Source organism: Pseudomonas brassicacearum subsp. neoaurantiaca (genome assembly GCF_013608025.1).
GTDB lineage: Bacteria > Pseudomonadota > Gammaproteobacteria > Pseudomonadales > Pseudomonadaceae > Aquipseudomonas.
In genome coordinates, this window is the sequence record NZ_VDLV01000011.1 from 115,547 (window position 1) to 139,500 (window position 23,954).

General features: G+C 59.9%; 25 protein-coding genes and 1 tRNA gene. 12 read left to right on the forward strand and 14 right to left on the reverse strand.

The window, feature by feature from the left end; all coding sequences use genetic code 11:
• Positions 1-76: 76 nt before the first annotated feature.
• From FHK92_RS09330 to FHK92_RS09350, 5 genes are all read right to left on the reverse strand, one after another.
• On the reverse strand, positions 77-949 hold the full coding sequence (locus FHK92_RS09330) for a DMT family transporter (RefSeq protein ID WP_309109601.1): 873 nt from the start codon (positions 947-949) through the stop codon (positions 77-79).
• Positions 933-1,199 (reverse strand): ribbon-helix-helix protein, CopG family, encoded by a 267-nt coding sequence (locus tag FHK92_RS09335; protein ID WP_181287795.1) that lies wholly within the window; start codon positions 1,197-1,199, stop codon positions 933-935. The genes FHK92_RS09330 and FHK92_RS09335 overlap by 17 nt, the downstream gene beginning before the upstream one ends.
• Before the next feature lie 121 nt (positions 1,200-1,320).
• A complete protein-coding gene (locus FHK92_RS09340; protein ID WP_181287796.1) occupies positions 1,321-2,220 on the reverse strand; it encodes a glycine betaine ABC transporter substrate-binding protein in 900 nt (299 codons plus the stop codon).
• A gap of 173 nt (positions 2,221-2,393) precedes the next feature.
• A complete protein-coding gene (locus FHK92_RS09345) occupies positions 2,394-3,329 on the reverse strand; it encodes an electron transfer flavoprotein subunit alpha/FixB family protein (RefSeq protein ID WP_181287797.1) in 936 nt (311 codons plus the stop codon).
• Complete coding sequence (locus tag FHK92_RS09350; protein WP_181287798.1) at positions 3,329-4,078, reverse strand: electron transfer flavoprotein subunit beta/FixA family protein; 750 nt, start codon at positions 4,076-4,078, stop codon at positions 3,329-3,331. The genes FHK92_RS09345 and FHK92_RS09350 overlap by 1 nt, the downstream gene beginning before the upstream one ends.
• A gap of 207 nt (positions 4,079-4,285) precedes the next feature.
• Here FHK92_RS09350 and FHK92_RS09355 point away from each other — a divergent pair, with 207 nt between their 5' ends.
• Positions 4,286-6,322, forward strand: a complete 2,037-nt coding sequence (locus FHK92_RS09355) for an NADH:flavin oxidoreductase (protein WP_181287799.1) — start codon at positions 4,286-4,288, stop codon at positions 6,320-6,322.
• A 193-nt stretch (positions 6,323-6,515) separates the two neighbouring features.
• The gene (locus FHK92_RS09360) at positions 6,516-6,899 is read left to right on the forward strand and encodes a VOC family protein (protein ID WP_181287800.1); all 384 of its coding nucleotides are present in this window, start codon (positions 6,516-6,518) and stop codon (positions 6,897-6,899) included.
• 380 nt (positions 6,900-7,279) lie between these two features.
• Here the strand turns inward: FHK92_RS09360 and FHK92_RS09365 are convergent, their stop codons facing one another.
• A complete protein-coding gene (locus FHK92_RS09365) occupies positions 7,280-8,065 on the reverse strand; it encodes a pyrroline-5-carboxylate reductase family protein (RefSeq protein WP_181287801.1) in 786 nt (261 codons plus the stop codon).
• The gene (locus FHK92_RS09370) at positions 8,062-8,763 is read right to left on the reverse strand and encodes a TetR/AcrR family transcriptional regulator (protein WP_181287802.1); all 702 of its coding nucleotides are present in this window, start codon (positions 8,761-8,763) and stop codon (positions 8,062-8,064) included. Before FHK92_RS09370 ends, FHK92_RS09365 begins: the two co-directional genes overlap by 4 nt.
• A 224-nt stretch (positions 8,764-8,987) precedes the next feature.
• On the opposite strand from FHK92_RS09370, the gene choW reads away from it, so the two are divergent.
• The 7 genes from choW to FHK92_RS28255 all read left to right on the forward strand — a co-directional run bounded on the left by choW (position 8,988) and on the right by FHK92_RS28255 (position 15,071).
• Positions 8,988-9,836, forward strand: coding sequence for a choline ABC transporter permease subunit (gene choW, locus FHK92_RS09375; protein ID WP_181287803.1), 849 nt, complete (start codon positions 8,988-8,990; stop codon positions 9,834-9,836).
• Positions 9,833-11,056 carry a choline ABC transporter ATP-binding protein gene (gene choV / locus FHK92_RS09380; protein ID WP_181287804.1) on the forward strand — a complete coding sequence of 408 codons (1,224 nt, stop codon included), beginning with the start codon at positions 9,833-9,835 and terminating at the stop codon, positions 11,054-11,056. The genes choW and choV overlap by 4 nt, the downstream gene beginning before the upstream one ends.
• Positions 11,057-11,128: 72 nt before the next feature.
• Positions 11,129-12,382: an aromatic ring-hydroxylating oxygenase subunit alpha gene (locus tag FHK92_RS09385; RefSeq protein ID WP_181287805.1), complete on the forward strand. Its 1,254-nt coding sequence runs from the start codon at positions 11,129-11,131 to the stop codon at positions 12,380-12,382.
• Between the two features lie 9 nt (positions 12,383-12,391).
• Positions 12,392-13,510 carry a hybrid-cluster NAD(P)-dependent oxidoreductase gene (locus FHK92_RS09390; protein ID WP_181287806.1) on the forward strand — a complete coding sequence of 373 codons (1,119 nt, stop codon included), beginning with the start codon at positions 12,392-12,394 and terminating at the stop codon, positions 13,508-13,510.
• Between the two features lie 87 nt (positions 13,511-13,597).
• Positions 13,598-14,512 (forward strand): LysR substrate-binding domain-containing protein, encoded by a 915-nt coding sequence (locus FHK92_RS09395; protein WP_181287807.1) that lies wholly within the window; start codon positions 13,598-13,600, stop codon positions 14,510-14,512.
• A gap of 112 nt (positions 14,513-14,624) precedes the next feature.
• Positions 14,625-14,888 carry a hypothetical protein gene (locus FHK92_RS09400; protein WP_181287808.1) on the forward strand — a complete coding sequence of 88 codons (264 nt, stop codon included), beginning with the start codon at positions 14,625-14,627 and terminating at the stop codon, positions 14,886-14,888.
• A gap of 96 nt (positions 14,889-14,984) precedes the next feature.
• The gene (locus tag FHK92_RS28255) at positions 14,985-15,071 is read left to right on the forward strand and encodes a hypothetical protein (protein WP_442087941.1); all 87 of its coding nucleotides are present in this window, start codon (positions 14,985-14,987) and stop codon (positions 15,069-15,071) included.
• Between the two features lie 39 nt (positions 15,072-15,110).
• On the opposite strand, the gene FHK92_RS09405 is transcribed toward FHK92_RS28255, so the two are convergent.
• Entirely contained in the window at positions 15,111-15,677 is a 567-nt protein-coding gene (locus tag FHK92_RS09405) for a TetR/AcrR family transcriptional regulator (RefSeq protein ID WP_181287809.1), read from the reverse strand.
• A 145-nt stretch (positions 15,678-15,822) separates the two neighbouring features.
• Here FHK92_RS09405 and FHK92_RS09410 point away from each other — a divergent pair, with 145 nt between their 5' ends.
• Positions 15,823-16,917 carry an alkene reductase gene (locus FHK92_RS09410; protein WP_181287810.1) on the forward strand — a complete coding sequence of 365 codons (1,095 nt, stop codon included), beginning with the start codon at positions 15,823-15,825 and terminating at the stop codon, positions 16,915-16,917.
• Between the two features lie 53 nt (positions 16,918-16,970).
• Complete coding sequence (locus FHK92_RS09415; RefSeq protein WP_181287811.1) at positions 16,971-17,759, forward strand: SDR family NAD(P)-dependent oxidoreductase; 789 nt, start codon at positions 16,971-16,973, stop codon at positions 17,757-17,759.
• A gap of 58 nt (positions 17,760-17,817) precedes the next feature.
• Here FHK92_RS09415 and FHK92_RS09420 read toward each other — a convergent pair whose 3' ends face one another.
• Positions 17,818-18,216 (reverse strand): hypothetical protein, encoded by a 399-nt coding sequence (locus FHK92_RS09420; protein ID WP_181287812.1) that lies wholly within the window; start codon positions 18,214-18,216, stop codon positions 17,818-17,820.
• A 122-nt stretch (positions 18,217-18,338) separates the two neighbouring features.
• On the opposite strand from FHK92_RS09420, the gene FHK92_RS09425 reads away from it, so the two are divergent.
• Complete coding sequence (locus FHK92_RS09425) at positions 18,339-20,360, forward strand: DKNYY domain-containing protein (protein WP_181287813.1); 2,022 nt, start codon at positions 18,339-18,341, stop codon at positions 20,358-20,360.
• Here the strand turns inward: FHK92_RS09425 and FHK92_RS09430 are convergent.
• The 5 genes from FHK92_RS09430 to pheT all read right to left on the reverse strand — a co-directional run bounded on the left by FHK92_RS09430 (position 20,357) and on the right by pheT (position 23,942).
• Positions 20,357-20,596: a YceK/YidQ family lipoprotein gene (locus tag FHK92_RS09430; protein WP_030142156.1), complete on the reverse strand. Its 240-nt coding sequence runs from the start codon at positions 20,594-20,596 to the stop codon at positions 20,357-20,359. The two genes, FHK92_RS09425 and FHK92_RS09430, sit on opposite strands and share 4 nt — an antisense overlap.
• 157 nt (positions 20,597-20,753) lie before the next feature.
• Positions 20,754-20,830: transfer RNA gene (locus FHK92_RS09435), tRNA-Pro, on the reverse strand.
• Positions 20,831-20,920: 90 nt separating this feature from the next.
• On the reverse strand, positions 20,921-21,277 hold the full coding sequence (locus FHK92_RS09440) for a MerR family transcriptional regulator (RefSeq protein ID WP_003179985.1): 357 nt from the start codon (positions 21,275-21,277) through the stop codon (positions 20,921-20,923).
• Entirely contained in the window at positions 21,258-21,560 is a 303-nt protein-coding gene (gene ihfA / locus FHK92_RS09445; protein ID WP_002553164.1) for an integration host factor subunit alpha, read from the reverse strand. Before ihfA ends, FHK92_RS09440 begins: the two co-directional genes overlap by 20 nt.
• A gap of 3 nt (positions 21,561-21,563) precedes the next feature.
• Positions 21,564-23,942 carry a phenylalanine--tRNA ligase subunit beta gene (gene pheT / locus FHK92_RS09450; protein ID WP_181287814.1) on the reverse strand — a complete coding sequence of 793 codons (2,379 nt, stop codon included), beginning with the start codon at positions 23,940-23,942 and terminating at the stop codon, positions 21,564-21,566.
• Positions 23,943-23,954 lie beyond the last annotated feature (12 nt).

Here is a 23,954-nt window from a genome sequence, read left to right on the forward strand (position 1 = left end):
CCGCTGAAGATTAAAAATGTGGGAGCGAGCCTGCTCGCGAAGGCGGTGTCACAGCCGCCGGGTATTTGCCCGGTCGCTACCCTTTTGCCTTGATCGCGTACATCCCACCGGCAATCACCAGACAGGCTCCAACGACCGTCCAGGTATCGGGTAGCTCGCCGAAGACCAACAGGCCAATCAGCGAGGCGAACACCAGCAGCGTGTAGTTGAACGGCTGAAGTGTGGCCGCCGTTGCATACTTCAGGGCCTGGAGAAATAACAGCTGGGCCACCACGCCTGTCGTGGACAGCACCGCAATCAGTCCCCATTGCATCAGGCTCGGCGCCACCCATCCGGGAAGGCCCAACAACGTAATGGTGATCGCGCCGAAGAAACCCATGTAAAGCATGTTCGTGGCGAACGAGTCCTGCCGGCTGATTCGACGGGTCAGCACACTGAAAATCGCAAAACCCAGGGCCGACAACAGCGGAATCAGCGCGGCCAGTTCGAAGATATTGGAACCGGGGCGAAGGATAACCAGCGTTCCCGTGAAGCCAATGGCGGCGGCAACCCATCGACGCACGCCAATGAACTCCCCTAGAAACGCCCCCGCCAGCGCCAATGTCATCAAGGGGAATACCGCATACAGGGCATGCATTTCAGCCAGCCCCAGATAGCGCAGCCCCAGTCCAAACAGTGCGCTTTCACCGACCCCGATAAGCGCACGAATGATCTGTTGGTAAGGATGGTGGCTTCGACACGCGATCCGCAGGCTGCCCTGATGAACGCTGTAGCCGACAGCAAAAGCCAGGAATACCCAATAGCGCACCATGACCAGTTGTGCGATCGGGAGGTCCTTGACCAGTACTTTGGTGACTCCATCCTGGGCTGCGAAAATCAGCATGGACAGAAGGCACAGGGCGATCCCTAACCGAGGGCGGGTGGTGTCATGATCATGCACCGCGCGCACCGAGGACGGTATCTTCAAGCAGGCTGTTCTCTGTCCGGCGCCTCGCAATGCTATGGCGCAACCGATCCCGCTCCAGCGCTTCAGCGGCTACGAGTGCTTCAACGCCGGCCCCGGCTTCGACTTGTTCAATAAAATTCAAAATCGCTTTTTTCATGAACCAGTGCGAGGTCCGGTCCAACCTGGCCGATGCCGACTTCAATCTGGCGCGTGTCTCCTCATCCAACTTGATACCCAGGGTTGTCACGGTCATCGCTCAGCCTCTGAATGGAACAACCCTGCCCTGTTACACCTGCGACAGGACACAGCAGACGGTGCCCTCGGCTCTCGACCCAAGGCACCGGACTGCAACAACTATCGGATAGCAACGACCATTATTGGGCTGGCGTCGCAGAAGCCGTCTGGCTGCCAAACATCGCTTCGAAACGCGGCTTATTGGTTGCGTAATATTCTGCGACCACCTTGTCCGCCGAGCTGTCACGGGCGTCCGCCATCAGCTTCTCGAGGTCAGCCTTGGGGATCTTGAAGTTGGCGAAGAAGCGCGCCACGTCAGGGTGCTCCGCGCTGAATCCCTTGCGCGCGACGGCGTGGATCTGCTCGGCACCACCGAAGATCTGCTTCGGATCATCGAGGTAGCGCAGCGGCCATTTGGCGAACATCCAGTGCGGACTCCAGGCGTTAACCAACGACCATTTGTCGCGCTTGATGTTGCGATCCAGCTCGCTCAGCATTCCGGACTCCGACGAAGCCACCATCTTGTAGCCGTCGAGCTTGTATTCCTTGATGGCCTTTTCCGTCAGCTTGTACTGACCGTTGCCCACCTCAGACGTGAGGATCTTGCCACCCAGTTTTTCCCGCACTTCAGGCTTGTTGAGGTCTTCGACACTGGCGATCTCGCTGGTTGGAATGGAGGTGGGCACCGCCATGCCGATCCGGCCTTCGTACAGCACGCCGAGGTCTTCAAGCCTGTCCTTGTACTTGTCATAGAAGGACTTGTGGGTGCTGGGCAGCCAGACCATCGGGATCAAGTCGATATTGCCGTTAGCCAGCGCCTGGAACTGGATGCCGATATCGGCCAGCACCAACTTGACCGGCTGCTTGAGGTGATCCTGCAACGCGGTATTTGCCAGTTTCACCGCGATTTCCGTGTCCGACCAGTTCACCCAGCCGATACGGATGGGCGCGGGTTCCTCGGCTTGGACGATCAGACTGCTGCAGGCCAATGCAAGGCCTGCAAACCAGCCGATTAAAGTTTTACTGGGTAACGTCATCATGTGCATCTCCGCAGACTGTATTAATAGTTATTGGCAGGGCAGCAGAAGCATTCATTTTCCATCACGACCGCACGCGGCCATCCGGTGGGTTCTAGTTATGAAAATCACGGGGACTAAAGTTTTTTCGGCCCTCCTCCGCCCTCTGGCGTTTCCAACCGCAATGACCGGCTCATTCACAACGCCTTCTCGAGTGCCGGCAAAGCCTCGAACAGATCCGCCACCAACAGATAATCCGCCACCTGGGCGATCGGTGCGTCGGCGTCCTGGTTGATCGCGACGATGACTTTGGAGCCGCTCATGCCCGCCAGGTGCTGGATGGCCCCGCTGATGCCGGCGGCGATATAAAGCTCTGGCGCGACGATTTTTCCTGTTTGCCCAACCTGCAAATCGTTGGGGGCAAACCCTGAATCCACCGCTGCGCGGGAGGCACCCACCGCGCCACCGAGCTTGTCCGCCACGCGTTCGACCAAGGCAAAATTATCTTTGGCCTGCATTCCCCGGCCGCCGGACACCACGACGCGGGCGCTCGACAGATCGGGCCTTGCGCTGGCTGTAAGTTGTTCACTGACGAAGCGGGCATAGGTTGAGCTTTGGCCGCCCTCCACTTCCATGACTTCGCAGGGTTTGTCATGGGATGACGCCTGGGCAAACGCCGAGGCGCGGACCGTGAGCAACTTGATTGGATCGAGAGACTGAACCGTGGCGATCGCGTTGCCGGCATAGATGGGACGCTGGAAAGTGTCCGCCGAAACGATAGCGGTAACGTCTGAAAGCATGCCGACATCCAGGCTGGCCGCGACCCGTGGCAACAGGTTGCGGCCCATGCTGCTGGCGTCGGCGAAAACGTGCGTATAACCCTCGCAGACCAACGACGTGATCAGCGGCTGGGTATTTTCGGCCAGTGTTTTTTCGAACCGCGCATCCTGTGCGAGCAGAACTCGGTCCAGGCCTTGGACGAGCGCAGCTTGACGCGCCACTTCCGGCGCATCCGCTCCACCCAAGACCAGCAAATCCGTCTCGCCCCCCAGCGCCAGAGCGGCGGTCACGGCGCTGCGTGTACCTGCCGTCAGTTGACCGGCACTGTGCTCGGCGATCACTAAACTGCGCATCAAATCACCCCCGCCACGTTTTTCAGTTTATCCACCAGCTCAGTCACCGAAGCGACCGTGATGCCTGCCTTGCGCACCGGCGGTGGGACCACGCTCAACAATCGAGCGTGTTCCTTCACGCTCGCGCCCAAGGTGTCGGCGGCAATGATTTCCAACGGTTTTTTCTTGGCTTTCATGATGTTCGGCAACGAGGCGTAGCGCGGTTGGTTCAGGCGCAAATCACAGGTCACCACGGCGGGCACCGTGAGGGCGACGACCTGGCTGCCGCCGTCGACTTCACGCTCGACGACCCATTGCCCGTCGACATGATTGACCGCCGAGGCGTAAGTGGCCTGACCGCAGCCGATCAACTGCGCCACCATTTGCCCGACCTGATTGTTCTCCTGGTCAATCGCCTGCTTGCCGAACAGGATCAGTTGCGGCTTTTCCTGATCGATCACCTTGCTCAAGTACTTGGCGACGTTGAGCGGCTCAAGGACCGCGCTCGTCTCCACCAGAAGTGCTCGATCCGCGCCCAGCGCCAATGCGGTGCGCAATTGTTCCTGCGCCGCAGGAGTGCCCACCGAGACCACCACGACCTCGGACGCCAGCCCCTTCTCCTTGAGGCGGATTGCCTCCTCCACCGCGATCTCGCAGAACGGGTTCAAGGCCATTTTCACGCCGTTAAGCTCGACGTCCGAACCGTCAGCCTTTACCCGGACCTTCACATTCGGGTCGATGGCGCGCTTTACCGCAACGAGCACTTTCATGATTCCTCGCATCCCCCTCGCACTCTGGATCGACGCGGGCGACCGGCTACACGTGCCGGATCACCCCTGTTTCGACTGGATGGTAATCCTGGTTTTTCCACGACGCAAGAAAAATGTACACCTGTGTCTCAATCGTTGACACACGTGAACATTGAACATACCGTTATGTCAAAACCAAGCCTGATGTCCTGTTCCCGGAGCAACACCATGTCCAGTGATCCTCTGCTGCAGCCCTACAAAATCAAGCATCTGACGCTCAAGAATCGGATCATGACCACCTCTCATGAACCGGCGTATCCCGTCGATGGCATGCCGAAGGACTTGTACCGTGCCTATCACGTCGAGCGGGCCAAGGCCGGCGTGGCGCTGACCATGACCGCCGGCTCCGCCGCTGTTTCCCGGGACAGCCCGCCGGTGTTCAACAACGTGCTGGCGTACAAGGACGAAGTGGTCAAATGGATGAAGGACCTGACCGACGAGTGCCACGAGCACGGCGCGGCGGTGATGATCCAACTGACCCACCTGGGCCGGCGCACGCGCTGGGACAAGGCTGACTGGCTGCCGGTCGTCTCGCCGTCCCATCGCCGCGAAGCATCCCACCGGGCCTTCCCGAAAAAGATGGAAGACTGGGACATCGACCGCATCGTCAAGGACTACGTGGACGCCGCCGAACGCATGAAGGCCGCCGGCCTTGATGGCCTGGAATTGCAGGCCTATGGGCATCTCATGGATCAATTCTGGTCGCCACTGACCAACGATCTCGACGGGCCCTACGGTGGCTCGCTGGAAAACCGCATGCGCTTCACCTTCGATGTGTTGCGTGGCATCCGCCAGCGTTGCGGCGAGGACTTCCTGCTCGGGGTGCGCTACACCGGTGATGAAGACCTGCCCGGTGGTTTCGGTGCCAGCGACGGCCTGCAGATTTCCCACCTGCTCAAGGACAGCGGCCTGGTGGATTTCCTCAACGTTGTGCGCGGCCATATCGACACCGACGCCGGCCTCACCGACGTGATCCCGATCCAGGGCATGCGCAACTCGCCACACCTGGATTTTGCCGGCGAGATCCGCTCGGCCACCGGTTTCCCGACGTTCCATGCGGCGAAGATCCCGGACGTCGCCACCGCGCGGCACGCCATTGCCTCGGGCAAGGTGGACATGATCGGCATGACCCGCGCCCACATGACCGACCCGCATATCGTGCGCAAGATCATCGAAAAGCGCGAAGAAGAGATCCGCCCCTGCGTTGGCGCCAACTATTGCCTGGACCGCATCTATCAGGGCGGCGCCGCGTACTGCATTCACAACGCCGCCACCGGGCGCGAAACCACCATGCCCCACGAGATTGCGAAGGCGCCGGTCAAGCGCAAGGTCGTGGTGATCGGCACCGGCCCCGCAGGGCTGGAAGCGGCACGGGTAGCCGGGGAACGCGGCCATGAGGTTACGGTGTTCGAAGTGGCCGACCAGCCAGGCGGGCAGATCCGCTTGACCGCGCAGAGCGAGCGTCGCCGCGAGATGATCAGCATCATCGATTGGCGCATGGCGCAGTGCGAACGACTGGGCGTGAAGTTCCAATTCAACACCTGGGCCGAAGCCGAGACTGTCCTGGCCCAGGAACCGGACGTGGTGATCGTCGCCACGGGCGGCCTGCCCCACACCGAGGTGCTCAAGCAAGGCAACGAACTGGTGGTTTCGACCTGGGACATCATTTCCGGCGACGTCAAACCCGGCCAGAACGTGCTGATCTTCGACGACGCCGGCGACCATGCGGCGCTACAGGCGGCCGAGGTCATCGCCAACAGCGGTGCGAAACTGGAGATCGTCACGCCCGACCGATCGTTCGCGCCGGAGGTGATGGCCATGAACCTCGTGCCATACATGCGCAGCCTGCAGGACCTGAACGTCACCTTCACCGTCACCTATCGGGTCGATTCCGTGGAGAAGCGCGACGGCCAGTTGGTCGCCAGCTTCGGCAGCGATTACGGCCAGGTGCACAAGCAGCGCGTGGTCGATCAGGTGGTGGTCAACCACGGCACCCTGCCCCTGGATGATTTGTATTTCGAGCTGCGCCCGCATTCGAGCAACAACGGCGCGGTCGAACAGCACGATCTGATCGCCGGGAAAACCCAGAACATCGTGACCAACCCCGAGGGCCGCTTCCAACTGTTCCGCATCGGTGACGCGGTGTCGGCGCGTAATACCCATGCCGCGATCTACGATGCGCTGCGGCTGGTCAAGGACATCTGAAGACGCAGCCCGATAAGGATCGGGCAACGTTCGCCCTGAATAAGAAATGCGCTCAATCCGTGGCGAGGGAGCTTGCTCCCGCGGGGCTGCGCAGCAGACCTGTTATGAGCGCTTCGCACTCAAGCGGGAGCAAGCTCCCTCGCCACGGGTTATCCCGTCCGTAAACCTCTACAACCAACAGAAAGGAAATGAAATGTCCGTTTTTACCCATGTCACCGTCGGCACCAACAACCTGGCAAAGGCCCGTGCGTTTTATGACGCCACCTTGAAAGAGATCGGCCTGAAGCGCGTTGCCGACCTCGATGATGCCGGTTCCATCTGGGGCGTCGACAAGCCTTCATTCTTCGTACTGAACCCGGCCAACGGCAACCCGGCGTCCATCGGCAACGGTGTCACCGTGAGTTTCGAAGCGCCGGACCGGGCGGCGGTCCATGCCTTCCATAGCGCCGCGCTGGCAAACGGCGGCGTTTGCGAGGGGCTGCCGGGCTCACGCGGCTGGGCGGAAAACGCCTATGCGGCTTATGCCCGGGACCTGGATGGGAACAAACTGGCGGTGTATTGCTTCAAGGCTGAGTAATGAAATGGGCTTGCTCGCAAACGTGGTGGGTCAGTGACAGGAATGTTGGATCGGCCGACGTCATCGCGAGCAAGCTCGCTCCCACAAGGGGATTGGGTTGCCCATCATTTGGGTATGGATAAAGAACCAAATGTGGGAGCGAGCTTGCTCGCGAATGCGGTGGTTCAGTCACAGCGATGTTGGATTGGCTGACGCCTTCGCGAGCAAGCTCGCTCCCACAAGGGGATTGGGTTGCCCATCATTTGGGTATGGATAAAGAGCCCAAATGTGGGAGCGAGCTTACTCGCGAAAGCGGTGGGTCAGTGACGGGGATATTGGATTGGCTGGCGCCTTCGCGAGCAGGCTCGCTCCCACAAGTAATGCACATGCATCAACAACCATCAGGCTTGGAGCCCTTTACGCGCCACTGCGGCGCCGGCTTGCAACGCCCTTCCCACCTGCGCCTCGAAATGCCCCTGAGTCATTGACTGCAACGCGGCGGCCGTCACGCCGCGATAGGCGACCAGGGCATCGATCATGTGTTGCGCGTCATGATTGGCCAGCAACTGGCTGCTGTCGACCACGACATTCTTCGCGGCAAGCTGGGCAATCTCGGCTGGAATGCCGGCCGCCATCGCCTGATTCGCCAACGCCGTCATCAACAAGGCAGGAAAAGCCGGGCCGGTGCCCGACAGCGCCGACAGGTAATCAATGAAATCTTCCTGCTGGACCTCGGCAGCCGTGCCCACGCATTCGAACAAGCGCTGAACCAGGCTTTTCGTCGTCGGTTCTACCACGCCAGCGCAATACCACGGTGTAAAAGACTGCCCAATCTCCACCGCCGCGTTGGGCATCGCCCGCACGACCATTGCAGCCGAGGTCTGCGCGGCGATCGCCTGCGCCGTGATCCCGGCCATCAGTGAAATGACCGTCTTACCCTTCGCGTCGAGGGTCAGGCTGGCGAATTGCTCGGGGCGTACCGCGATGATGACGACGTCGCTGCGGTCCACCAGTGCCTGGTTATCGGTGACCAGGCAAACGCCTTGCTGCGCCAGTGGATGAGTCCCTGAGCGATTGGAAACGACCAGGCTACTCGCCGGCAGCAAGTTCTTCGCCAGCACGGCATTGGCAATCGCCCCGCCCAGCCAACCCGTACCACCAATGATGCCCAGCGTCGGCTCATTCATTTTTCAGCCGTCTCTTCGAAGGTTTCCACCAGCGGCACGAAGACCCCGGGCTCTTTTTCGGCATAGCCGAATTTGCCATAGAAACGGTCCAGCTCACGCTGCTTGGGCACCTTGCCGGTGAAAATGCTCACGTAATGTGGGATGCGCTGGAAACGCACGGTGATCAGCTCGCTGGTGTTCATGGTGATGTAGCCGATCTGCGTCAGGTAGATCGTCCGGGCCCGTGCGTCTGCCCCCTGGCTGTCGTAGCCGAAGCGCTTGAACATGCTCGCCAGTGCGCCCATTCGCTGCTCGTCGACAACGGCAACTTCTTGCGCGACCTCTGCGGACTGGAGCGCCCAACTGCGCACCGCGAATTCAAATTGCGAGTCGAACAGTTGTGGGTTGAGCCAGCATTCGAAGACGTTCAGGATCGCCTCGGAGATGCTCTCGGCGTAGCTTTCGCTTTGCCGGATCAAGCCCCCGGTGTTGGTCTCGCGCCAACGCGACAGCAAGGCCGCCAGCAACTGTTCGCGATCCTCGAAGAACCAATAGAAGCTGGTGCGTGACAGCCCCAGGCGCTTGGCCAACGGCATGACCCGGACCGCATCGATGCCGGACTCCTTCAAGGCCTCGTAGGCCGCCTCCAGCCACCCTTCGGGCGACCCCCGCCAACCCGCATCCTGGGCCTTGCCACGTGCCTTCCCTACCTGGGGCATCTCGCATCCACCTTGTTGAACATACGTGACGCGAATGTACTCGGATGCCCGCTAAATGTACACCTAAGTACATTTGATCGACTGACCGCGCCCTCCTCCCGCTAGTGCGCGAAAACATTAATGAGAAAAAGTCATGAGTATCTGATTTTAAATGGTTTGTCAGCGTGGCACGCCCGGATGAGTATCGGCTCCAGGCAAACCAAAACAACAACGAGCCCGCCTCTATGTGGACGACACAAGAAAAACTTCCGTTGGGTGAGCATATCGCCCGATACGTCGAATGGCTGACCCAGCACGGCGCTGATGTATTCGACGCCATATCGTCGTCGCTCTCCGAAATCATCAGCCTCTTCACCAGCGCCCTGCTCTGGTTCAATCCGTTGGCCTTGATAGGGCTGCTGGCGCTGCTCGCCTTCTACATTCAACGCAAGGTAAGCCTGACGCTGTTCGTCGCGCTGTCGTTCCTGCTGATCCTCAACCTGGGCTACTGGCAGGAAACCATGGAGACCCTGGCCCAGGTGACATTCGCCACGCTGGTGTGCGTGATCGTCGGCGTGCCGCTGGGGATCGTCGCGGCGCATCGCCCCTGGTTCTACGCAGCCTTGCGACCGGTGCTCGACCTGATGCAGACCGTGCCCACCTTCGTCTACCTGATCCCGACCTTGACGCTGTTCGGCCTCGGCGTCGTTCCGGGGTTGATCTCCACAGTGGTGTTCGCCATTGCCGCGCCCATTCGCCTCACGTACCTGGGCGTTCGTGACGTCCCGCAAGAATTGATGGACGCCGGCAAGGCTTTCGGTTGCTCGCGTCGCCAGCTGTTGGCCCGCATCGAACTGCCCCATGCGATGCCGAGCATCGCCGCCGGCATCACCCAATGCATCATGTTGTCGCTGTCCATGGTGGTCATTGCCGCCCTGGTTGGCGCGGATGGCTTGGGCAAACCTGTCGTCAATGCGTTGAACACGGCTGATATCGCCATGGGCTTCGAAGCTGGCCTGGCGATCGTGCTGCTGGCGATCATCCTCGACCGCATCTGCAAACAGCGCGAGACCGTAAAACGAGGTGACGTATGAGCATCATCCGTTTCGAAGACGTCGACGTCATTTTTTCCCATCGTCCCAAGGCCGCGCTGGACCTGCTGGATCAAGGCTTTTCCCGGCCGGACATTCTGCAGAAGACCGGCCTGATCGTCGGCGTGGAAAAGGCCAATCTGGAGATCAACAAAGGCGAAATCTGCGTATTGATGGGCTTGTCGGGTTCCGGCAAGTCCAGCCTGCTGCGCTGCATCAACGGCTTGAACACGGTGAGCCGCGGCAAGCTCTTCGTCGAACACGAAGGTCGGCAGATCGACATTGCCGCCTGCACCCCAGCCGAGTTGAAAATGATGCGCACCCAGCGCATCGCCATGGTCTTCCAGAAGTTCGCCCTGATGCCCTGGCTAACGGTGCGCGAGAACATCGGTTTCGGTTTGGAGATGCAGGGTCGTCCGGAGAAGGAGCGGCGCAAACTGGTGGACGAAAAGCTCGAACTGGTGGGTTTGACTCAGTGGCGCAACAAGAAGCCGGGCGAGCTGTCCGGCGGCATGCAGCAGCGCGTAGGGCTGGCCCGCGCCTTGGCGATGGACGCCGATATCCTGCTGATGGACGAGCCGTTCTCGGCCCTCGATCCGCTGATTCGCCAAGGTTTGCAGGACGAATTGCTCGATCTGCAGCGCAAGTTGCACAAGACCATTGTGTTCGTCAGCCATGACCTGGACGAAGCCCTCAAGCTGGGGACGCGGATCGCGATCATGAAGGACGGCAAGATCATTCAGTACAGCAAGCCCGAAGAAATCGTGCTCAACCCGGCCGACGACTACGTGCGCAACTTCGTCGCCCACACCAACCCGCTGAATGTGCTGTGCGCGAAAAGCTTGATGACTCCGCTGGACCGATGCGTCTTCGCCCAAGATGAATACTGCCTGGATATGGTGCAGAACCTCTGGATGACAGTGAATCAATCCCGAGAACTCACCAGCATCAGACGAGGCGCAACCGCCCTGCCGACGCAACGCTGGGAGGATGGCAAGGCCCTCGGGACCTTGCGCCGCCAAGTCACACTGGTAGCGCCGGATACCAGCATGCGAGTCGCCTTGGGGATTCGCTATGAAACAGGTCATCCACTGCTCGTAGTCGACGATGCCCAAACCGTCCTGGGTGTATTGGGCGACGTGGAACTGTACCGGGCGTTGCTCGGCCATGACCTGTCGCGCCCGGTTTTATCCGAGCCATTGCCGGAGCCTTCGGTGGCTTGAACGAACGACCCCATTTTTCTGCAGCACTGATTGTCCGCCAACCACCGATCATTTGCTTGAGTGAGATCGACGATGAACCCTACCTTGAAAACCCATCGTGAACTGCTGGCCGATCGCGCCCCCGGCCACGGAATGCCCGGCGGTCTGTTCGGCCGTCAGGATATTTTTGAAACCGACGTCGATGTCTTTTTTACCAAACACTGGATCCTGGTGGGGGTCACCAGCGACGTTGCCGAACCCGGCGATGTCTCCACGATCGACATCGGCAAATCCTCCATCCTCCTGGTGCGCGATGACGACGAGCATGTGCAGGCCTTCCGCAACGTCTGCCGCCACCGTGGGGCGCGCCTGAAACAGGCCGGCAAATCGACGGTGGGCATGCTGGTCTGCCCCTACCACCAATGGACGTACGACCTCGATGGCAGCCTGAAACATGCCGCGCACATGGGCAAGGACTTCGACCCGGGGTGCAAGAGCTTGATCCCTGTCCATACGCGCGTGGTCGGCACCCATGTTTTCGTCTGCCTGAGTGACGAGCCGCCAGAAGACATTCTGTACCTGGACCAGGTCATGACGCCGCGTTTCGCCCAATATGACCTTGCCCACTCCAAGATCGCCTACGAGTCGGAGATCATCGAGAACGGCAATTGGAAACTGGTGATCGAGAACAACCGCGAGTGTTATCACTGCGCCGCCACCCACCCCGAACTGACGGCGTCGTTCCTGCCGGAGGATTTCGGCTTTTGCACCGATGGGCTGGGCGAGGACTCGCTCCAGGCGCTGCAGGAGTACCACCAGCGCAACGCCAATACCAAGCTGGACTGGGAGCGCGAAGGCTACCTGTGTGACGCCGTCGAGCATCTAGGCGAGGACGCGGTGACTCAGTTCCGCTCCCAGCGCCTGGTCATCGCGGGCAACGGCGAATCCCAGACCCTCGACACGCGCGTGGCTTGTACCCGTTTGTTCGGCGACCTCACGCGCCGCGACCTGGGTGACATGCATTTATGGACCCATAACTCATGGACTCACATCATGAGCGATCATGCGATCGTCTCGTACATCATCCCGCTGGCGCCCGACAGAACCCTGGTGCGCACCAAATGGCTGGTGCATGCCGACGCCATCGAAGGCGTGGACTACGCGTTGGACAAGCTGACCGAAGTCTGGGCGGCGACCAACCTCCAGGACGCCAGCCTCGTCGGCATCACCCACAGCGGCACCCAGGACCCGGCCTACACGCCCGGACCGTTCTCGGCGTTTACCGAAACCTATGTCGACCAGTTCTCGCGCTGGTACGCGGCGCGTCTGGCCGCCCACGGCGTGTGAGGGATGAACATGACGACTTACGAAAAGCTGATGCGCCCTAGCCGTTTTACTGATCCCGCGACCTGGAGCGCGTTTGGCGCGCAATGGCACAGCGGCGAGCAGAAGACCTTGCAGTGTTGCGCCGTGCGACAAGAAACCCATGACGTAAAGACGTTCACGTTCCAGTGCGCGGATTTCAGCGCGCTGAGTTTCGAGCCGGGTCAATTCATCACGGTGTCGCCCATCATCGGTGGGCAGACCGTTGCGCGGTGCTACACCCTGTCGTCTTCCCCTACTCGTCCGTTCGCCTTTTCGATCACCGTCAAGCGCGTGCCCGGGGGCGTGGTGTCGAACTGGCTGCATGACCATCTCAAGCCTGGAGACAACCTCAAGGCGTCCGGACCGGCGGGCAGCTTCACGCCGGTTGGTCATCCGGCGACAAAACTGTTGTACCTCTCCGCCGGTTCCGGTGTGACCCCGTTGATGTCCATGACCCACGCCGCCTGCGACATGGCTGCCAACCTGGATATTGTTTTCGTGCACAGCGCTCGCACGCCGGCGGATATCATTTTCCTCGACGAATTGACGCGAATGCAGGCCGATATGCCGGGGCTGCGGGTCATCGATGTTTGTGAAGGGCTCGGCGACGCCAGCCAATGGCAGCAGCCCATTGGCCGACTGGATTTGTCTTTGTTGAGCCAACAGGTGCCGGACTTCAAGGCACGGGAAATCTTCACCTGTGGCCCTCAGGGTTACATGGAAGCAGTCAAGGCGCTGCTCAGGGAAGCGGCGTTCGATTTCGCCCACTATCATCAGGAAAGCTTCGACATTGCGGTGCTGAATGAAGAACCGTTGATCGAGCAAGCCGTTCCGCTGGATCAGCAAAGCGTTTTCACGGTCACGCTGGCACGTTCGGGCAAGACCTTCAACATGCCCGGCCACCAGACCGTGCTGAGCGCCGCCAAAAAAGCCGGCGCTATCGTGCCATCGTCCTGCAGCCAAGGCGTTTGCGGCACCTGCAAGACCGCCCTGCTGGAAGGCACGGTGGACATGAACCACAACGGCGGCATTCGGCAACGGGAGATCGACAAGGGCCTGCGCTTGCTGTGCTGCAGCAAGCCGACGTCCAACCTGGTGATCGATCTTTAGCCGTCATGACTGACGAGCTGGTCACTGCGCGCAGGCTTCTGCACAATCGCCTTGCGCTTGAAACCAATAAGACAGTGACCCAGCCCGATGAAACTGCAACCGTTGCCGCCACTCAACAGCCTGGTGGCGTTCGAAGCCGCCGCTCGCCACTTGAGTTTCACCGTGGCGGCCCGCGAACTGAACGTTACCCAAGGCGCTGTCAGCCGCCAGATACGCCTGCTCGAGGATTATCTGGGCACGGCGCTTTTCGTCCGCACGACCCGTGAAATCAATCTCACCGCGACGGGCAGCCAGTACTACGAAAGTGTTCGCGATACGCTGCAACAAATCGCCCGCGCCACGGCTGGCGTGCGTCATTGGCAAGGCGCGCAGCAAGTCACGGTGGTCACCAGCACAGCGATGGCATCGCTGTGGTTGCTGCCGCTGGTTTCCGAGTTTCAGCGCCAGCACGAAGAGATAGACCTGCGCATCCTCGCGACCGATCAAGTCGAGGACTTCTCCCGGCTCGACTGCGATCTGGCGCTGTACTACTGCAGCACGCCGCCGAAAAACATGAAGGTCACCGCCCTGTTCAACGAAGAGATCTTCCCCGTTTGCAGCCCCACCTACCTGGCGCAGCATCCCGAGGCAGGCGAGCTTGAGCAACTGGGTTCATGCACCTGGTTATGGCTGGAGGACCAGCATCGAGACTGGATCGGCTGGAAGGAGTGGTTCCGACGCCTGGGACACCAGGCCCCGGAACCGCGCCGGCGGATCAATATCAACAGTTATTCGATGCTGATCCAATCGGCGCTGGCCGGACAAGGCGTCGCCCTGGCCTGGTCGCGGTTGCTCAGTGATCATTTGCAGACCGGGAGCCTGGTCCGACCGACTCAAACCATATTGCGCACCGATGCACAGTTCTTTCTCCTGGAGCCCTTGGGCCGTGCGTCGGATCGGCAAGGTGTCAATCGCTTCCGCGAATGGCTGATGGCGCATCTGGCGCAGACGGAGGACGCCTGAGCAGTGACGCGTCGAACCCGTTTATCAATCAGCTTCAAAAACCGGGAGCCGTGGCCGATAACCATGACAAGAGCCCAGCAACTGGGTAGCAGGATGGCGGCGGGAACCGGTGATGACAGAGATATATCTGCTGATTGCGAGCGGCACGGACCAGAGCGATGCGTATGTCCTGGGTTGGTTCGATGACCGGAACAAGGCTCGGGAAGTGGCCGAGCAGAAGGAGTGGGAGGCTTATCGGGCCAGCCTGAAGGCGGAGCACCCTTGGTCAAGCCAAAAACCCTTGGCGCCGGACAAGACCGAGTATCGGCGCTACTGGATCAAGACTGTTTCGAAGTTCGAACATGTCTCTGTGCCGAGGTCCCTGGCGGTTCACTGAGCGGCCTCAGGTTTTTTACCCATCGCGCAAATTTAACGAACTGTGCGCTCTCGCCAACGGTCTAGAAAATTAAGCCCATCCGATGAGAGCGTTCCTATGTTGAAATTTCTTGGTGGTACCGTTGGGATCATTTTCCTGATCGGCCTGATCGTGGTCATAGCCTTGTTCAAGTTCATTTTCTGAACCGGACAGCGGTAGTGCCATGGGCCTACCGCTGGATTTTCAGGACTCCGATGCTGGCAGGGACGCCAGGATCTGCCCACGGCAAACCTCAAGGATTTCGCCCGCCAATGGAGAATCATCCGGGCAAGCGCGCGACAGCATGATCGCGCCGATAGCATGGGCGAGCAGGCCTAGCATTTTCTCTCTTCCTCCCTCCTCTTGCGGTTCCAGCTTTTCTTCAAGCGACGCCAGGGTGCTTTCGACGCCGCTGGCGAAAGTCGCTTTCAATTCGTCGGACTGACGCGCCGCATCCCCGCACAACGCCGCCATCGTGCAACCGTGGCCCCGCGCATCGCGATGTTCCCTGGATAAATACATCGCGAAGAATCCAGGCACATCGAGTTCGCCGGTGCTGGCCAGCGACTGGGAAAGACTGTTCGCGGCGGCTTCCGCCATCAGGTCGGCCTTCGAACCGAAATGCTTGTAGAAACCGCCGTGGGTGAAGCCGGCAGCGGCCATCAGATCCGCCACGCCTATCCCATCAAAACCTCGCTCACGAAACAACACGGACGCCGTCTCGACGATGTGTTCCCGGTTTGCCTGTGCCTGAGCCTTGGTCACTCTCATGTTCGTTTACCTCGTACCACTCGAATCAGGCCTTCATCATACATAGATGCCAACCATAATCAAATTCGTTGACAGCTTAGATTTCGATCATCATCCTAAGAACAAGCCGCACAGCCCTTCTCACCTACAGGCACGGAAACACACCATGACCGATCAGATTCTGTTTACCCCCTATGTCCTCGGCTCACTCACCCTCGCCAACCGAGTCGTGCTGGCGCCGTTGACCCGTAACCGCGCAGGTAAAGGCTTCGTTCCCAGTGAAATGGCGGCGACCTATTACAGCCAGAGAGCATCGGCAGGCTTGCTGATTGCCGAGGCCACGCAGATCTCGCAGCAGGGACAGGGTTATCAGGACACGCCCGGCATCTACACCCAGGCACAGATCGACGGCTGGCGCGAAGTGACCGATGCGGTCCATGCCAAGGGCAGCCGGATTTTCTTGCAACTGTGGCACGTCGGGCGCGTGTCCCACGTGGCCCTACAGGAAAACGGCGGCGCCCCGGTAGCGCCTTCCGCCCTGCGCCCCGCCGCCAAGGTGTTCGTCAATAACAGCTTCGAGGACGTGTCCGAACCGCGAGCGCTCGACCTCAACGAACTGCCAGGAATCGTCAATGATTTTCGCCAAGCGGCCGCCAACGCCATCGCTGCCGGGTTCGACGGCGTGGAGATCCACGGTGCGAACGGCTATCTGCTCGATCAGTTCATCAAGGACGGCGCCAACATACGTACCGATGCCTACGGCGGCTCGATTGAAAACCGCGCCCGCCTGCTGCTGGAAGTGACCGCCGCCGTCGTGAGCGAGATCGGTGCCGGACGCACCGGCCTGCGCATCTCGCCGGTCTCGCCCGCCAACGGCGTGTCCAGCAGCGCACCGCAGGCGCAGTTCGACTACATCGTCGATCAGCTCAACACCCTGGACATCGCCTACCTGCACGTCGTCGAAGGCGCGACCGCCGGGCCGCGCGACGTGGCGCCGTTCGATTTCGCCGGCTTGCGCCAGCGCTTCAACAACACTTACATCGCCAACAACGGCTACGACCTGGAACTGGCCACTTCGCAGCTCCTGGAAGACAAGGCCGACTTAATCGCTTTTGGCCGCCCATTCATTGCCAATCCAGACCTGGTGGAGCGCCTGAAAAGCCGCGCCCCTTTGGCTTCCCTCAACCCTGCGACCCTCTACGGCGGCGGCGCCGAGGGCTACATCGACTATCCCACATTCACCGATTCGAACGTCCGGTAGCTCCGAAACAAACCATGCAGTTGACCGCCCCTAATCCTGAAGAGACTGACACCATGACCACTCGCAAAACCGTTCTCATCACCGGCGCTTCCACCGGTATCGGCGCCGTCTACGCCAAGCGCTTCGCCCAGCGCGGCCACGATCTGGTGCTGGTCGCCCGTGACAGCGCGCGGCTCGAAGCCCTGGCAACTGAACTGCGTAACGAACACAACGTGAGCATCGACGTGCTCCAGGCCGACCTGACCCAAATCGGCGACCTGCACACAGTCGAAGCACGCCTGCGCGATGACGACCGCATCGGCATCCTGGTCAACAACGCAGGCGCCGCCCAGTCTGGCAGCTTCATCGAACAGACCACCGACAGCGTCGCGCACCTGGTTTCACTCAACACCACTGCGCTGGTCCGACTCGCCAGCGCCATCGCCCCACGCCTGGCAAACGCTGGCGATGGCGCGATCATCAACATCGGCTCGGTGGTTGGCCTTGCGCCAGAATTCGGCATGTCGGTCTACGGCGCAACCAAGGCATTCGTCCTGTTCCTGTCCCAAGGGCTCAGCCTTGAACTGACCCCAAAAGGGGTCTACGTCCAAGCCGTCCTTCCCGCCGCCACCCGGACCGAAATCTGGGAACGCGCCGGCATCGACATCAATACCTTGAACGAGATCATGGAAGTGGGCGACCTGGTCGATGCCGCGCTGGTCGGCTTCGACCGTCGCGAACCGGTGACCATCCCGCCGCTGCAGGATGGTGCTCGCTGGGATACGTTGCAGGGCGCGCGGCAGGGTTTGCTATCCGAAATCAAGCAATCGACGGTTGCCGAGCGCTATAAAAACCAGGCCTGAACGGCTTGAGCTGGGCAAGCGATGGCGAAGGTCTTAACGTTGCCATCGCTTGTAATGCTTATTGAGCGTCTTCGACAGGCGCTTCGTCGTCGGCATCCTCCGGTGGCGCGCCATAAGGTTTGCCAATCTCGACTCGGTCAGCCTTTACCCAGCCGGTATAGTCCTCGCCATCCTTGGCGATGAAATTCACCTCTAGCCATGACTCGTCTTCCAAGCTGGAGTAGACGGTGAGGGAGTCGCCCGGTATGACAAAAATCTTCTTGTTGGCACAAGCTTCATCCGGCGCCTCGTGGAAATGCAGGCGCCCGGTTCCGATGACCTTGCCTTGCACCGAAGGATGAAACTCAGGCACTGTTCCCGAGAGTTTTTCCGCCAGGGCCGAACAGTTAACACTCACGGCGGCCTGGCTCACACCGCTGAACAGCCATAGGCACAACAAGCTTGCACGCAGATACATTCGCGGATTCCGTTTGGACTGGAGCCGTAGGATATAAAGTCAGAAACGCTCGGGGAAGAGACGTATCGGAATTTATAAGTTGCTGAGCGGGGCCAACAATCAGACCTCCAGGCCGCAATGACATGACAGACATAGGAACGGTCTTCGCTGACTGGGAACCGCTTGATCTTGAGTGGCATCAAGGCTTCGCGTTCATGGATGGCGTGCTTCTGGGTGATGGACGCGTGCCAGACGTCTACATCATGCTCAGACCTGAAGGCGCACGACCCGGCGCGATAGCCCAATGCGCCGGGGACGGAGGTTATCCGCCCTCGCCGATGGTGGCCGGCCAGCCGGTTTGGCGGCATCGACGCAACCCTTGGATCTTGCGTGACGCGTTGCACGATTATTACCTTCTTCCCGGATACCGGGAGCGACATGGTTACCACGCGCTTCAGGCCCTGCCTTTTCGATTCGACAGAGGCCTGGAAAGTCTTGGCCACGAATACTGGCGTGACGAAACCGGCGCCTATTGGTTCGGCCAATACGCAATCACCGAAATCCGGCAGGCACGGCCCGAAAGCCTGGCCCTGTTGCCATCGTCATCCGTCTCGATGGCTTCAACTTCCGCGCTGTTCAGCGACGGGGTGAATATTTTCCTGCACGGAAAATTCATCGCCAAGGCCACCGCACGGGTGCGGTACTGCAATCATCCGGCTTACCGGGTGATCGACGGGCAAGTCTACAAAGGCTTCAAGCCCCTGCACCAAAAGGACGGCACACCGCTGCCGATCGCAAACCCCGACGACTTCCGAATGCTCGCCCAACGCTGGGGAACCGATGGGCAGTCGATCATCGTGCAAGCGCAGCAAGGCTCAAGCATTTCGTATGAATACTTCTACCGCATCGACAATGCCGACCTGACAACCTTCACCGTGCTCAACGAACGCTACACCAAGGACAGTCGACGGGCCTATTACCTGACGGGAAAAACCATCCGCTACGTCGGCGATTTCCGCCTGCTCAAGTGTTGGCAGCCGATGTTCGATGAGTGCGGCCGCGTGGTCAGCGCCAGCGAATTCGAAGATGACTATTTTGCTGTGGACGACCAGTTCGTCTACGCCGCCGGGACCCGTTTGCGTGATGCCCATGGCCCGAGTTTTCGTCACTTGGGGTTCTATTACTACCGTGACCGTCAGTACGTCTATCAGCGCCAGAAACGCCTCGATGTCGACGCGGAAAGTTTCGTAGTGGCCCAGCTCTATCGCAACGACCAGGATTACTCGCCCGTGCTGGCAGGTGACAAAAACGGCCCGCTGGGTTCTGGCGGAATAATCGATGCAGCCATGCAACAAGCCTGGGCACCCTATTTCGAGGCCCATCCGCAATTGAAGGATTATTGGTGGCATCGCTTGCAGGCACAGCCTGACGCGCCACAAACACCTCCAGAAACGGCGCCGTTACTAGCCATCGGCCTCGGCTTCGAAGTGGGCCGCCAAGTGCATTTTCATGGACGCGTGATCAACGGGCTGGACGCGGCGAGTTTCAAACTGCTAGACACCCACCTGTGCGGCGATGCCCATGGCCTCTATCTGATCCCGTTCCATAACGCCGAAACACAAGTGCCCGAACGGTTCTCTACGGAGCCAGCCGAGCATTTCCGCTCACTGGGATCGCTCTACCTCACGGACGGAAAAACCGTGTTCTGCCACCGGGTTTTTTATCATGCGCCCGAACCGATTCGTAAGGCTCACGCGGCAACTTTCGAGTCCTGTGGACATGGCTGGGCCAAGGACCGGGACGCGGTGTATTACTACGGCGAGGCGAAAAAACGGCTCCATCCCGCTGAGACCCGTGTGCTCGGTACCTATGCCATCAGCCCTACCCTGATCTTCTCGGAGGGTAAGTGGTTGGATGTTGCGTTCGACCCCGATGAAGTCCGGGTGCCTCATCCGGACTTCCTGCAACTGGGAACACGCAAATTGTTCTGCCACCGACGGCCGCTGAGCGCCAAGCGTTTTGATCTTGCCACCCTCGAATTTCTGACTGAACGCTATGCCCGGGACAGGCATCGGTTCTATCACTACGATGGCTATGCAACGCTGACAGAGGTTGATGAAGCGGATTATTGGGCATCCCTTGGACACCCGGTGGCGGGCGCTTAGAGATTGCACTCGTACTGATATTCGAAAGGGAAAAATACGGTATCGACCACCAAGGAGAACGGTGCGTCGATAAGCAGGAAAGGGATCAGCTTTCCTTTGGACGTGCCCACCAACCACCAGTCGAAGCGCAGGCCGATGTAGGGGCATCGGTGTTTGTCGTAATCCATCCGCATTGCGGTGGCCATGCAGCCGCTTAAGCTGGTGATCAAGATCAGTAGAATTGCTTTCCGTAGCACGTAATTTCCTTGTTACTTCTTTGGCAAGGGCTGCGTAGGCCACTTTGGTGGGAGACGCCAGCAACCGATAGGAAGGCGCATGGACGCAAGTTTTGCGCAGGCACAAAAAAGCCGATCTATCTGATCGGCTTAAGTGTCTGATTTTACTCAGTAAATATGGTCGGGACGGAGTGATTCGAACACTCGACCCCTAGCACCCCATGCTAGTGCGCTACCGGACTGCGCTACGCCCCGACTAGGCGTGAATCTTGTTCCGCTTCTCAACGGAACGCTCAGGAATATATCGCAAGCTTTTGAAAACTGGAAGTATTTAAAAGCAGAAATTTATTTCTTGAGCACCACCAGCACATCTTCAAGCTCGGCGATCATCTGGCGGATCATTTGTTTGTACTGGGTTGTGTCGTCCTTGGCCTCATCACCGGAGAGGCGCAGGCGCGCGCCGCCGATGGTGAACCCCTGGTCGTACAGCAACGCGCGGATCTGCCGGATCATCAGCACGTCCTGGCGCTGATAATACCGGCGGTTTCCGCGGCGCTTGACCGGGTTGAGTTGAGGAAACTCCTGCTCCCAATAGCGCAGCACGTGCGGTTTTACCGCACATAGCTCGCTGACTTCACCGATGGTGAAGTAGCGTTTGCCCGGGATGACGGGTAGTTCGTCGTTATGACTTGGTTCCAGCATAAGCCTCAACTCGGGCCTTCAACTTCTGCCCTGGACGAAAGGTGACCACACGGCGCGCCGTGATCGGGATTTCTTCTCCCGTTTTCGGATTGCGGCCAGGCCGCTGGCGTTTGTCCCGAAGGTCAAAATTGCCGAAACCGGACAATTTGACCTGTTCGTTGTCTTCGAGAGCGTGCCTGATTTCTTCAAAAAACAGTTCGACCAATTCTTTGGCCTCCCGTTTATTCAGGCCCAACTCCTCATACAGACGTTCCGCCATCTCAGCTTTCGTCAGAGCCCCCATACGTCACTTCCTTAACGTGGCGTTCAACCTGTGTTCGAGCGAGGTGAGGATATTCTGCGTTGCGGTATTCACCTCATCGTCATTAAGAGTGCGCGATGGATGCTGCCAGGTCAAGCCGACGGCAAGGCTTTTTCTATGAGGATCAATGCCTTTACCCTGATACACGTCAAATAGCCTGAGGTCCGTCAGCCATTCGCCTGCATTTTCACGAATTACTGCCAGAACCGCACTGGATGCGACGCCGACATCGGCCACTAGGGCAAGGTCGCGACGCACTTCAGGAAAGCGCGACAACTCCTGGAATTTCGGCATTTTTCCTTGGGCGACTTCGGCCAGGACCAGCTCGAAAACGAAGACTGGACGGTCCAGACCCAGGGTCTTGGACAATTCAGGGTGGATCGCGCCGACATAACCGACTTCATGCCCGTCTCGCTCGATGCGCGCGGTCTGACCCGGGTGCAGCGCCGGATGCTTGCCCGGTACGAAAGTGAACGCGTCAAGCGCGCCGGCAAAGCCCAGCACCGCTTCGACGTCAGCCTTGACGTCGAAGAAGTCGACGACATCGCGCCCTTGCGCCCAGCCTTCCGGCAAACGACTGCCACACACCACACCGGCCAGCATCGGCTCTTGTTTCAAGCCATCCAACTGACCCACGAAGCGCAGGCCACTCTCGAACAGACGTACGCGATCCTGCTGGCGGTTCAGGTTGTGCTGCAACGACTTGACCAGCCCTGGCCACAGTGACGAGCGCATGGCCGCCATGTCGTTGGAGATCGGGTTCGCCAGCAACAGCGGCTCGACACCTGGGTTGAACAGTTCGAACTGACGCGGATCGATGAAGCTGTAGGTGATCGCTTCCTGATAGCCTCGAGCCACCAGCAGGCGGCGCAGTTCCGGCAGCTCGCTGCGGGCTTCAGCCTTGGCTTGCGGGGCCAGGCGTGCTTGCGGGTAGCGAACCGGCAGGCGGTTGTAGCCGTACAAGCGAGCCAGCTCTTCGATCAGGTCGACTTCCAGGCTGATATCGAAGCGATGGCTTGGCACTTCAACCTGCCACTGCCCTTCCCCATCGGTACGGATGGCCAGGCCCAGCGCGCTGAGCAGACGCTCGACTTCGGTCGGTTCCATTTCCATGCCCAGCATCTGGGTGATGCGTTGGGCACGCAGGGTAACTGGTGCAACTTTCGGCAGATGCTGTTCGCTGACGGTCTCGATGATCGGACCCGCTTCGCCACCAGTGATTTCCAGCAGCAGGCCAGTGGCGCGCTCCATGGCTTCACGGGCCAGTTGCCAGTCCACGCCACGCTCATAGCGGTGCGAGGCGTCAGTATGCAGGCCATAGGAACGCGCCTTGCCGGCCACCGCGATCTGGCCGAAGAAGGCACTTTCAAGGAATACATCGCGGGTGGTCGAAGACACGCCGCTGTGCTCGCCACCCATCACGCCAGCAATCGCCAGGGCTCGGGAATGGTCGGCGATCACCAGCGTATCGCTGCGCAAGGCCACTTCCTGACCGTCGAGCAGTACCAGTTTTTCGCCTTCTTCGGCCATGCGCACGCGAATGCCGCCATTGATTTCGGCGAGATCGAACGCGTGCAGCGGTTGACCCAGTTCAAGCATCACGTAGTTGGTGATGTCGACAGCCGCGTCGATGCTGCGCACTTCGGAGCGACGCAGGCGCTCGACCATCCACAGTGGCGTCGGCTTCGACAGGTCGACATTACGGATCACGCGACCCAGGTAACGCGGGCACGCTGCCGGCGCCAGAACCTCGATAGAGCGCACTTCATCGTGCACGGCGGGTACGGCGATGATTGCCGGACGCGTTACAGGGGCGTCATACAGCGCGCCCACTTCGCGGGCCAGGCCGGCCACCGACAGGCAGTCGCCACGGTTCGGGGTCAGGTCGACCTCGATGCTCGCATCGTCCAGGCCCAGGTATTCACGAATGTCCTGGCCCACCGGTGCATCGGCCGGCAGTTCCATCAGGCCATCGTTGCCTTCGCCAATTTGCAGCTCCGCCTGGGAGCACAGCATGCCGTTGGACTCGACACCACGCAGCTTGGCTTTCTTGATCTTGAAGTCGCCCGGCAGTTCGGCGCCGATCATGGCAAACGGAATCTTCAGGCCCGGACGCACGTTGGGCGCACCGCACACGACCTGGAACGTTTCCGCGCCATTGCTGACCTGGCACACCCGCAGTTTGTCGGCGTCCGGGTGCTGCTCGGTGCTCAGCACCTCGCCCACGACCACGCCGCTGAAGGCACCGGCGGCCGGCGTCACGCTATCGACCTCGAGGCCGGCCATCGACAGGCGAGCAACCAGCTCGTCCTGGCTCACCTGCGGGCTTACCCAGCCACGCAGCCATTGTTCACTGAATTTCATCCTGCTCTCCTA

What these genes read in the sequence shown, in the direction of transcription:
- FHK92_RS09335 (WP_181287795.1), bottom strand. Translation starts at nt 1,199, where the DNA reads ATGACCGTGACAACCCTGGGTATCAAGTTGGATGAGGAGACACGCGCC.
- FHK92_RS09340 (WP_181287796.1), bottom strand. Translation starts at nt 2,220, where the DNA reads ATGATGACGTTACCCAGTAAAACTTTAATCGGCTGGTTTGCAGGCCTT.
- FHK92_RS09345 (WP_181287797.1), bottom strand. Translation starts at nt 3,329, where the DNA reads ATGCGCAGTTTAGTGATCGCCGAGCACAGTGCCGGTCAACTGACGGCA.
- FHK92_RS09350 (WP_181287798.1), bottom strand. Translation starts at nt 4,078, where the DNA reads ATGAAAGTGCTCGTTGCGGTAAAGCGCGCCATCGACCCGAATGTGAAG.
- FHK92_RS09355 (WP_181287799.1), top strand. Translation starts at nt 4,286, where the DNA reads ATGTCCAGTGATCCTCTGCTGCAGCCCTACAAAATCAAGCATCTGACG.
- FHK92_RS09360 (WP_181287800.1), top strand. Translation starts at nt 6,516, where the DNA reads ATGTCCGTTTTTACCCATGTCACCGTCGGCACCAACAACCTGGCAAAG.
- FHK92_RS09365 (WP_181287801.1), bottom strand. Translation starts at nt 8,065, where the DNA reads ATGAATGAGCCGACGCTGGGCATCATTGGTGGTACGGGTTGGCTGGGC.
- FHK92_RS09370 (WP_181287802.1), bottom strand. Translation starts at nt 8,763, where the DNA reads ATGCCCCAGGTAGGGAAGGCACGTGGCAAGGCCCAGGATGCGGGTTGG.
- choW (WP_181287803.1), top strand. Translation starts at nt 8,988, where the DNA reads ATGTGGACGACACAAGAAAAACTTCCGTTGGGTGAGCATATCGCCCGA.
- choV (WP_181287804.1), top strand. Translation starts at nt 9,833, where the DNA reads ATGAGCATCATCCGTTTCGAAGACGTCGACGTCATTTTTTCCCATCGT.
- FHK92_RS09385 (WP_181287805.1), top strand. Translation starts at nt 11,129, where the DNA reads ATGAACCCTACCTTGAAAACCCATCGTGAACTGCTGGCCGATCGCGCC.
- FHK92_RS09390 (WP_181287806.1), top strand. Translation starts at nt 12,392, where the DNA reads ATGACGACTTACGAAAAGCTGATGCGCCCTAGCCGTTTTACTGATCCC.
- FHK92_RS09395 (WP_181287807.1), top strand. Translation starts at nt 13,598, where the DNA reads ATGAAACTGCAACCGTTGCCGCCACTCAACAGCCTGGTGGCGTTCGAA.
- FHK92_RS09400 (WP_181287808.1), top strand. Translation starts at nt 14,625, where the DNA reads ATGACAGAGATATATCTGCTGATTGCGAGCGGCACGGACCAGAGCGAT.
- FHK92_RS28255 (WP_442087941.1), top strand. Translation starts at nt 14,985, where the DNA reads ATGTTGAAATTTCTTGGTGGTACCGTTGGGATCATTTTCCTGATCGGC.
- FHK92_RS09405 (WP_181287809.1), bottom strand. Translation starts at nt 15,677, where the DNA reads ATGAGAGTGACCAAGGCTCAGGCACAGGCAAACCGGGAACACATCGTC.
- FHK92_RS09410 (WP_181287810.1), top strand. Translation starts at nt 15,823, where the DNA reads ATGACCGATCAGATTCTGTTTACCCCCTATGTCCTCGGCTCACTCACC.
- FHK92_RS09415 (WP_181287811.1), top strand. Translation starts at nt 16,971, where the DNA reads ATGACCACTCGCAAAACCGTTCTCATCACCGGCGCTTCCACCGGTATC.
- FHK92_RS09420 (WP_181287812.1), bottom strand. Translation starts at nt 18,216, where the DNA reads ATGTATCTGCGTGCAAGCTTGTTGTGCCTATGGCTGTTCAGCGGTGTG.
- FHK92_RS09425 (WP_181287813.1), top strand. Translation starts at nt 18,339, where the DNA reads ATGACAGACATAGGAACGGTCTTCGCTGACTGGGAACCGCTTGATCTT.
- FHK92_RS09440 (WP_003179985.1), bottom strand. Translation starts at nt 21,277, where the DNA reads ATGCTGGAACCAAGTCATAACGACGAACTACCCGTCATCCCGGGCAAA.
- ihfA (WP_002553164.1), bottom strand. Translation starts at nt 21,560, where the DNA reads ATGGGGGCTCTGACGAAAGCTGAGATGGCGGAACGTCTGTATGAGGAG.
- pheT (WP_181287814.1), bottom strand. Translation starts at nt 23,942, where the DNA reads ATGAAATTCAGTGAACAATGGCTGCGTGGCTGGGTAAGCCCGCAGGTG.